The organism is Iodobacter sp. BJB302 (assembly GCF_002735645.1).
Classification (GTDB): Bacteria; Pseudomonadota; Gammaproteobacteria; order Burkholderiales; family Chitinibacteraceae; genus Iodobacter.
Genome location: NZ_PDZG01000111.1, coordinates 1 through 9,313, shown reverse-complemented (window position 1 = coordinate 9,313; position 9,313 = coordinate 1). Strand labels below are relative to the sequence as shown.

The following is a 9,313-nucleotide window of genomic DNA, read 5'->3' as shown; positions in this document are numbered from 1 at the left end:
AGATATTCGAATCGAATCTTCCAAATGTGCAGCTCTGCTCGCCATACTTCATGATTAATGAAAAAAAGAAATTATCTATCAATTATCCATCATTTGACTATAAAGTGAACAGCATTGCAACAGACCCTAGCGTCTTCTAATTGCACTGAGCTTTTTAAAGTTTACTTGTAATGTAATGCATTTAATAAAATACCTTACCCCTCTCGCAACCCTGGCTTTGATTGGTTGCGGTGGAGATGAAACCAATCCATCCACTGACGCATCGGGCAACAACGCCCCCACGACCATAAACTAAGCGCTTATTAAGCAGTTTTAGCCGCATTAACTATGCCGCTACATTACAAAGCAATATGCTTTATAAAGAGCTGATCAGCCAAGCCATCGTCAATGGCAAAACTGAAGCCCGCGTAAATAGTTATGAAGCCATTAATATTGATAAAGGCAACAAACAGTTACTAAGCCAATTACTGAACTATGACTGGAATAGCAAGCAGTGGAAAGATCTTCCACTCAGCCCTGACAATAAGCGCCACCTGATTGATGGAAAATAGATTCAACTCACTGATAATTCCAGCCTGAGCAGCGAAGATGGCAATGATATAATTGTGGACTTTAGGAGCAGACTTAAATATAAATTCAGTGCGGTTGAAAAAGATATCAGTCATTCACTGCCAACGAGCATTACCCTATTGCGATTAACAACCCAAACCAACCCGGCTATCGTCTTTTAAAACACCCGCACCGGCCTTCCCGGCCAGATCTAAAGCCTATTATGTTGGCAGCAGCCCAGTACAAACCACCTATTTCAGTCACATCAGCAATAGCACCTCATTTAAAAAAATTGACGATTTTATTAATTTTTACTCCAACTCTAATTGCCAGATTCAATTTGATGGCATCAATAAACGGGCCATTTTTAGTAGCGACGATAATGGAGAGCTGAAATGCAGTCCCCCTGCTTAGCCTTATGAAATTCAGAATATTGGCCAACAACAACTACTGGTTATTACCATGCCGCCCAACACACTTGGGCATCCAGGCAAGCGTCTATTTTATGCCATTTATCAAAACCAATTACTGGAAGGAGATATCGAACAGCCGTTTAATGGCACTTTGCCAGCCAGCAATTTTGAAATTGAAATTATGTACAATAAAACCACAATCAACCATTTACTAAAACATCGCGGCCTGCCAATTGCGGCCAAAATTAAGTAAATTTAAATTTTCTTACTAAATAAAATAATTCTTCAGTATTATCTTTTAAATATAAAAACGCCATCTATTTTTGATGGCGTTTTTATATAGGGGCATGAACAAAACGGAAAGAAAGTCAGCCGCTAATCACTTACACTTTCCACCACTGCCCTTCAGGCGCACAGGGCAAACGGCTTAAAATGTCTAGCAAGTCCGCTGGCGTATGGGCAGACTGCAGCTTGTGATATTCCTCCTCAGCCAAAAAGCCTGCGGCAATGGCGCCTTCCAAAAATTTTGTCAGCGCATCGTAATAATTTGCAGTATTGAGTAAGCCCACCGGTTTAGCGTGTAAACCAATTTGTGACCAGGTCAGAATCTCGAACACTTCATCCAAAGTGCCAAAGCCCCCTGCCATAGCGATAAAACCATCGGCTAATTCAGCCATTTTGGCTTTGCGGCTGTGCATAGAATCCACCACAATTAATTCTGTACACGATTCCAGCGCCAATTCACGCTCCACCATAAACTCCGGAATCACCCCGATCACCTGCCCGCCCGCATTCAGACACGCCGTTGCCACTTCCCCCATCAGGCCAATATGGCCACCACCATAAACTAGGGTGATTTCACGCTCAGCCAATAGCGCACCTAATTCGCGCGCAGCTGCCGTAAACTCAGGCCGAAGGCCGTGTCTGGCCCCACAAAAAACGGCTATCGATTTCATTTTTTACCCTAGCGATTTAAAAGCAGCTTCTCTTTGCCCTGATAGAGAGCTAAATATTGACCACAAACGAGGACACAGAATACACAAAGCCCCCCTTCAGTCCTTGTATTCTCTGCGAAACGCTGTGCCGTCTCAATACTCTGTGTTTTAAAATTTTACCCACTCAGCCTTGAACTGATACACGCAGATAATCAGGACATAACAGACAAAAACAATGCCGCCCCCGTAAGAGCGGCATTCCATTTAGACGGTAATTAAATTAAATCACCGCCACCGGATAAGACCCCAGCACCTTCACAAAAGCGGCCACATCAGCCAGCTCATTGAGTGCAGCCTGCAGCGGTGCGCCGCTGACATGCCCTTCAACATCCACAAAGAACACGTATTCCCAAAGGCCTGCACGGCTTGGGCGGGATTCGAATTTATCCATGGATACGCCGTTTCTGGCCAAAGGCTCAACCAGAGTGTGCAGTGCGCCGGGGCGATTAGGCGCAGATATCACTAGGGAGGTTTTATCCCGTCCGCTTGGGCCCACTTCCTGCATGCCCAGCACGAGGAATCGCGTGGTGTTGTTTGGCTCGTCTTCGATATTTTGCGCAAGGCTCAGCAGCGCGTAGTTTTCTGCAGCGACATCCCCGGCAATGGCCGCAGATGATTCATCCAGGCTAGCCAAACGTGCGGCTTCTGCATTGCTGGAAACCGACACCCGCTGCACCTCGGCCGGAAGATTTTTATTCAGCCATTCATGGCATTGCGACAAGCTTTGCGCGTGTGAATAAACACGCAGCAAGCCCGCCTTGCCTTCCACCTTGCGCAGCAAATGGTGGTGAATACGCAGCACTACTTCGCCACAAATTTTTAATGGGGTATTGACCATTAAATCCAGTGTGCGGCCCACAGCGCCTTCGGTGGAGTTTTCAACCGGAGCAACCACATAATCTGCCGTTTTGGCCTCTACCACGCGGAACGCTTCATCAATCGAGCAGCAAGCCATGGTGTGCGCCGCATGGCCAAATTGCTTGATCGCCGCAGCTTGGCTGAATGTCCCCTCAGGCCCCAGATAGGCAATGGTCATCGGGCGTTCCAGTGCGAGGCAGGCCGACATAATTTCACGAAACAGCTTGGCTATGGTTTCACCACTTAAAGGGCCGCGATTTAAAGCTTTTACCCGCGATAAAACCTGCGCTTCGCGCTCTGGGCGATAGACAATCCCGCTGCCTTTAATCTCACCAATGGTGCGGGCATGACTGGCACGCTGATTTAATAACAGAATAATTTGTTCATCGATGGCATCAATGGCATCACGATGTTGGCTTAATTGTTCTTCACTCATTGATTTCTCGAATTTTAAATAGGTGATGGCTGCTCTGCGCACGAACGCTTAAGCGCAAACACAGCCACCAGACAGACACTTGATGCGGATAGATCAATCACAAAACAGGGGGTTCAACCCGCCTTGTGAAGGCCGTTCTTTCAGGCTATCTAGCCGTGGCTTTTTGCAAAGGTACGCATGTATTCACACAGCACACGCACGCCTTCGATCGGCATGGCGTTGTAAATTGAAGCGCGCATTCCGCCAACTGAGCGGTGACCTTTTAATTGCAATAAACCGGCTGCCTTAGCACCAGCCAGAAAATCATCGTCTAATTTTTCATTTTTTAAATTAAACGGCACATTCATGCGCGAGCGGAATGGTTTATCCACCGGGCACTGATAAAAACCATTAGATGATTCAATGGTTTCATACAGCAAGGAGGCTTTTTCGATATTTTTTTGCTCAATTGCAGCAAGGCCACCTTGATTCAGCAACCATTTAAATACCAAGCCCGCCACATAAATACCAAAAGTCGGAGGGGTGTTGTACATCGATTCGGCGTCGGCATGCACGCTGTAATCCATCATGGTTGGCGTGTTTGTCCGCGATTTACCAAGCAAATCTTCACGAATAATGGCGATGCAGAGACCGGATGGGCCGATATTTTTTTGTGCGCCGGCGTAAATCAGGCCAAATTTAGACACATCAATCGGGCGGGATAAAATATTGGACGACATATCGCAAATCAGCGGCACTTCGCTTTTTGGGATATCGGCAAACTCAACGCCACCGATTGTTTCATTGGCACAGTAGTGCAGCAAAGACGCTTCTTTGGAGCGCCTCCATGTCGATTCGGCCGGCACATAACTAAAGTTACGATCTTCGCTGCTGGCAATCACATTGACATTGGCAAAGCGTTTCATTTCTTTGATGGCAATTTTGGACCAGTGGCCGGTATTCACCACATCAATCGTGCCATTCTCTGACAGCAAATTCAGCGGAATCATCGAAAAATGAAGATGCGCGCCCCCTTGCAAAAACAACACTTTGTAATTTTTCGGGATATCCAAGAGCTTACGCAGATCTGCCTCTGCCTCGTGAATAATCTGCGTAAATTCTTTACCGCGATGGCTCATTTCCATCACACACATGCCCGAGCCGTGCCAGTCAGTCAGCTCTTGCTGTACGGTCAGCAATACTTCGCGCGGCAACACCGCGGGGCCGGCAGAAAAATTATAAATCTGAGTCATGGCTAACTTATCCCTTAGGCAAGTAGAAAATGGGCGCGGGCAACCGCCACCGGCTTACTGCGATCATCCTGCCAGGCAGTCATCAGCACATTTGCAACGCGCTTGCCCTGGCGAATAATGTCACACTGAGCGCAGAGCTCTGCCGGACGGCCAGTGCGTAAGTAATCAATCGAAAAATCAACAATCTTAGGCACGCTATGCGCCTCCGATGCCCACATCACATGCAGAATGGCAGCGGTTTCTAAAAAGCCGCCGATCACGCCACCGTGCAGGGCAGGCAAAATGGTATTGCCAATGTTATGCGTCTGAAATGGCAGAAAAAACAAAGGCTGACCGTTCTCTTCACGGCTTTGAATCCCCAATAATCTGGCATAGGGTACGGCGTCAACAGCCATGGCAAGCGAATCAAAACTGGTAATGGGCGGGCTCATGCTGCCACCTCGCGCGCGGAATTACGCATAAATGTACCTACGCTGTAAGCAATAGGATCGTTAATGTCTTCCTGATACGCCGTGGCACGGGTAAAGGCAATCTGCTTAGTGAGTTTATAGCATTCAGCAGTGCAATAAATGGGGAAATCCGGCTTGGCAGGGCGAAGATAATCGAGACGTAGGTCTAAGGTGGCAATGGCTTCCAACTCGGTGAGCATGGTGTAAATGGCGCCTGCGCTGGTGGAATCCACCAGGGAAGTAACAACCCCGCCATGAATCACCCGCGTGGCAGGATTGCCAATCAGCTCGTCTTTAAAGGGCAGGCAAACGGTCATGCTGCCGTAATGCGCTTCGCCAAATTTAAAACCCAGCACCTGGCAGTGCGGCAGGGTCATAAACCATTCTGAAATTTGATTAAATAATACAGGTGATGCAACAGGCGCTTCGCTCATAGATCATCCCTTATTTGAGCAGGGCTGGTGTTTAAAACAAGCACCAGCCGCAGCAAACTCCACACACAACACTGCCCTGTCTTGCAGGCCAGTGTTGTTATTGCGATGAGAAAAGCTTACTCAGCCGCTGGCTCGTTGCCCTCTGCAGGAGCTGCGTCAGCAGCAACTTCACCTTCAGCAAGTAACTCGTTATCTTCCAGCAAATCGTCATCTGAATCCGTTTCGCACACTTTTTCCAGACCTGACAAATGCTCGCCTTCATCCAGATTAATCAGGCGCACGCCCTGAGCCGCGCGGCCTGTTTCACGGATTTCAGCTACTTTGGTACGAATCAGCACGCCACCAGTGGTAATCAGCATCACGTCATCGGAGTCTTCAACCAAGGTCGCCGCAACAAGCTTACCGTTACGATCGCCGGTATCAATTGCAATCACGCCCTGCGTACCACGGCTGGTGAGGCGGTAATCGCCGACCGGTGTGCGCTTGCCATAACCGTTTTCGGTTGCAGCCAGCACCTGCTGATCGTCGCGCTCGGCCACCAGCAGGGAGATCACTTTCTGACCTTCCTGCAGCATCATGCCGCGCACGCCGGTAGCGGTACGGCCCATGGCACGCACGTCACCTTCGTGGAAGCGAACTGATTTACCTGCGTCAGAGAACATCATGATCTGATCGCCACCATGCGTCAGCTCTACGCCAACCAAGTAGTCATCCATATCCAGACCACAAGCAATAATGCCCTTCTTCATCGGACGCGAGAAATGAACCAGTGAAGTCTTTTTCACTGTACCCATCGCTGTGGCCATAAAGACAAACTGATCTTCGGTAAATTCTTTCACCGGCAGAATCGCGCTGATTTTCTCGCCTTCCTGCAATGGCAAGAGGTTCACAATCGGCTTGCCACGGCTATTACGGCCACCCTGTGGCACGTTGTAAACTTTCAGCCAGTACACACGGCCATGCGATGAGAAGCACAAGACGTAATCATGGGTGTTCGCCACAAACAACTTGTCGATAAAATCGTCTTCTTTAGTCGCAGCAGCCTGCTTACCACGGCCACCACGGCGTTGAGAGCGGTATTCATCGGCCGGTGTGGCTTTCATATAGCCACTGTGCGTCAGTGTGACCACCATATCTTGCGGCGTGATCAGGTCTTCTAAGCTGAGATCTTCACCGTAGGCAATGATTTCAGACTTACGCACGTCACCAAATACAGTTTTAACTTCGTTCAGCTCAGTCACGATGATTTCGGAAACGCGCTCTTCACGCGCCAGAATATCGAGTAAATCGAGAATCTTTTCCATCACATCGCGGTATTCGCTGACGATTTTGTCTTGCTCAAGGCCAGTCAGGCGCTGCAGACGCAGCTCCAGAATCGCCTGAGTCTGCACTTCAGACAAGCGATAGCCATTTTGCGGATCAAAGCCAAATTCAGCAGCCAGGCCATCCGGGCGCGATGCACTGACATCGGTGCGGCTGAGCATGTCTTCCACCAGCTCTGAGCGCCATGTGCGGCTCATCAGGCTGACTTTGGCTTCTGCAGGCGTTGGCGCGGCTTTAATCAGGGCGATGATTTCATCGACATTGGATAAAGCAACCGCCAGGCCTTCCAGAATATGACCGCGTTCGCGCGCTTTACGCAGCTCAAACACAGTACGGCGGGTGACCACTTCACGGCGGTGGCGCAGGAAGCATTCCAGCACCTGCTTGATATTCAACAGGCGCGGCTGGCCATCGACCAGTGCCACCATATTGATACCAAAGCTGTCCTGCAGCTGAGTGTGCTTATAGAGATTATTAAGAATAACCTCGGCTACTTCGCTGCGTTTAAGCTCGATCACCACGCGCATACCGGATTTATCCGATTCATCACGGATTTCGGTAATGCCTTCGATGGTTTTTTCACGCACCAGCTCGGCAATCCGCTCCAGAAGGCGCGCTTTATTAACCTGGTAAGGCAGCTCATCGACGATGATGGCCTGCTTATCGCGGCTGACATCTTCGAAGTGCGTACGCGCCCGCATAATCACCCGGCCACGGCCGGTGCGATAGCCTTCACGCACACCGTGAATACCATAAATGATACCGGCGGTAGGGAAATCGGGCGCTGGAATGATGTCGATAATCTCGTCAATCGTCAGCTCTGAATTGGCCAGTAAGGCCAGACAGGCATCGATCACTTCGGTGAGATTATGCGGCGGAATATTCGTCGCCATCCCGACGGCAATCCCCGACGAACCATTAATCAAAAGATTAGGCACGCGGGTAGGCAGAACAGTGGGTTCGAGTTCTTTTTCGTCGTAGTTAGGCGTGAAATCGACGGTTTCTTTATCGATATCAGCCAGCAGCTCGGATGAAATTTTTTCTAAACGACATTCTGTATAACGATAGGCAGCAGCAGAATCCCCATCGATAGAACCAAAGTTACCTTGGCCATCAATGAGTGGGTATCTGAGGGAGAAATCCTGCGCCATCCGCACCAGGGCCTCGTAGGCAGCGGTGTCGCCGTGCGGATGATACTTACCGAGCACGTCACCAATCACGCGGGCACACTTCACATAGGAGCGATTCCAGACGTTATTGCTTTCATGCATTGCAAACAGAATGCGGCGGTGTACCGGCTTTAAGCCATCACGAACATCGGGCAAAGCGCGCCCTACAATTACACTCATCGCGTAATCGAGGTAGGAGCGTCGCATTTCCTCTTCGAGACTTACCGGGATTGTTTCTTTGGCAAAGTTTTCGAGCATCTTAGATAGGGGCCGGGGCGTCATATAATACGCACCACGCGTAAACACTTACGGTGGTGCCGTTGCAATGCCACAACACTTTTGTTGCAGCACGCGCGTTCGATCACTAAGTGTACCACGGGGGCGGAGATGCTCCAATTGAGCTACCCTCAACAGGGCCTCTCCACAACAGAATCAGCCCCTGCGGCAAAAATTACAGCCTTACTATTTGCCGCAAGCATTGTGAAACCATTAGAATGCAGCACGTGTATGGAAAAAAAGCCTTGACGGGTTATCGGGCAGGGCTTATCCAGAACCTACAAGCAATATAAATATCAGCTTGCTAAATGATTCTCTAGGAGATTAAAACTATGCTGTCGATCAAGCAATCCCTGACACGCCTTGCCGTTGTAACTGCTTTAGGTGCCATGAGCACTGCAGCATTTGCTGGCGTTGAAGCTTACACACAAAATGCAAATACCAATGGTGGCGTTGTTAAAAATGGTATCGGCGAATGCTGGCGCACAGGCACCTGGTCTAAAGAAGCCGCAACCGTTGAAGGTTGTGATGGCTACGTTAAACCAGTTGCTAAAGTAGCTCCAGTTGTTGTTGCTCCAGCAGTTGTGGCTCCTGTAGTTGCTGCTCCAGTGATCAACACTAAGCACTTCACACTGAAATCAGACGTTCTGTTTGACTTCAACAAAGCATCTCTGAAGCCAGCTGGTAAAGACGCTTTGGACAAGCTGTACGAAGAAGTTAAAATGATGGACCCTAAAGACGGTGAAGCACACGTTATTGGTTACACTGACCGTATCGGTTCAGACAAATACAACCAGCCTCTGTCAGAAAAACGTGCTAAATCTGTAGCGGATTACCTTGTTTCTAAAGGCGCTCCAGAAGGCAGAGTTAAGTTTGAAGGCCGTGGTAAGGCTGAGCCAGTTACAGGCGACACTTGCGGTAAAATCAAAAAACGCGCTAAGTTGATCGAATGCCTGTCTCCAGATCGTCGCGTTGAAATCGACATCAAAGGCACAAAAGAAGTTGTAACTCCAGCTAAGTAATCACTTAGACTGCACAAAAAGCCCCGCCAGTGTGAACTGCACCCCAAAAGTTGGACACCCGTCCATATTTTTGGGGTGTTTTTATGTCCAAGTACTCAACGCAATTCAAGCTCTCTGTCGTTCAGCAATATTTAACTGGCGAAGCGGGTATCAAAAC

The 9,313-nt window shown here is 49.0% G+C and carries 9 protein-coding genes; 3 read left to right on the top strand and 6 right to left on the bottom strand.

Annotated features, from left to right (window positions below; all coding sequences use genetic code 11):
• The first annotated feature begins 350 nt into the window (after positions 1 to 350).
• Entirely contained in the window at positions 351 to 551 is a 201-nt protein-coding gene (locus CSQ88_RS21215) for a hypothetical protein (RefSeq protein WP_099400056.1), read from the top strand.
• Between the two features lie 460 nt (positions 552 to 1,011).
• Positions 1,012 to 1,215, top strand: a complete 204-nt coding sequence (locus CSQ88_RS21210; protein ID WP_099400055.1) for a hypothetical protein — start codon at positions 1,012 to 1,014, stop codon at positions 1,213 to 1,215.
• 130 nt (positions 1,216 to 1,345) lie between these two features.
• Here CSQ88_RS21210 and CSQ88_RS21205 read toward each other — a convergent pair whose 3' ends face one another.
• The 6 genes from CSQ88_RS21205 to gyrA all read right to left on the bottom strand — a co-directional run bounded on the left by CSQ88_RS21205 (position 1,346) and on the right by gyrA (position 8,116).
• On the bottom strand, positions 1,346 to 1,918 hold the full coding sequence (locus tag CSQ88_RS21205) for a TIGR00730 family Rossman fold protein (RefSeq protein ID WP_099400054.1): 573 nt from the start codon (positions 1,916 to 1,918) through the stop codon (positions 1,346 to 1,348).
• A 259-nt stretch (positions 1,919 to 2,177) separates the two neighbouring features.
• A complete protein-coding gene (gene pheA / locus CSQ88_RS21200; protein ID WP_099400053.1) occupies positions 2,178 to 3,251 on the bottom strand; it encodes a prephenate dehydratase in 1,074 nt (357 codons plus the stop codon).
• A gap of 149 nt (positions 3,252 to 3,400) precedes the next feature.
• Positions 3,401 to 4,483 (bottom strand): 3-phosphoserine/phosphohydroxythreonine transaminase, encoded by a 1,083-nt coding sequence (gene serC, locus CSQ88_RS21195; protein WP_099400052.1) that lies wholly within the window; start codon positions 4,481 to 4,483, stop codon positions 3,401 to 3,403.
• 14 nt (positions 4,484 to 4,497) lie between these two features.
• Positions 4,498 to 4,914 (bottom strand): PaaI family thioesterase, encoded by a 417-nt coding sequence (locus CSQ88_RS21190; protein WP_099400051.1) that lies wholly within the window; start codon positions 4,912 to 4,914, stop codon positions 4,498 to 4,500.
• On the bottom strand, positions 4,911 to 5,366 hold the full coding sequence (locus CSQ88_RS21185; RefSeq protein ID WP_099400050.1) for a PaaI family thioesterase: 456 nt from the start codon (positions 5,364 to 5,366) through the stop codon (positions 4,911 to 4,913). The genes CSQ88_RS21190 and CSQ88_RS21185 overlap by 4 nt, the downstream gene beginning before the upstream one ends.
• A 116-nt stretch (positions 5,367 to 5,482) precedes the next feature.
• On the bottom strand, positions 5,483 to 8,116 hold the full coding sequence (gyrA, locus tag CSQ88_RS21180) for a DNA gyrase subunit A (RefSeq protein ID WP_099400049.1): 2,634 nt from the start codon (positions 8,114 to 8,116) through the stop codon (positions 5,483 to 5,485).
• 350 nt (positions 8,117 to 8,466) lie between these two features.
• Between gyrA and CSQ88_RS21175 the strand changes: the two genes are divergently transcribed.
• Entirely contained in the window at positions 8,467 to 9,156 is a 690-nt protein-coding gene (locus CSQ88_RS21175) for an OmpA family protein (protein WP_099400048.1), read from the top strand.
• The last annotated feature ends 157 nt before the right edge of the window (positions 9,157 to 9,313 follow it).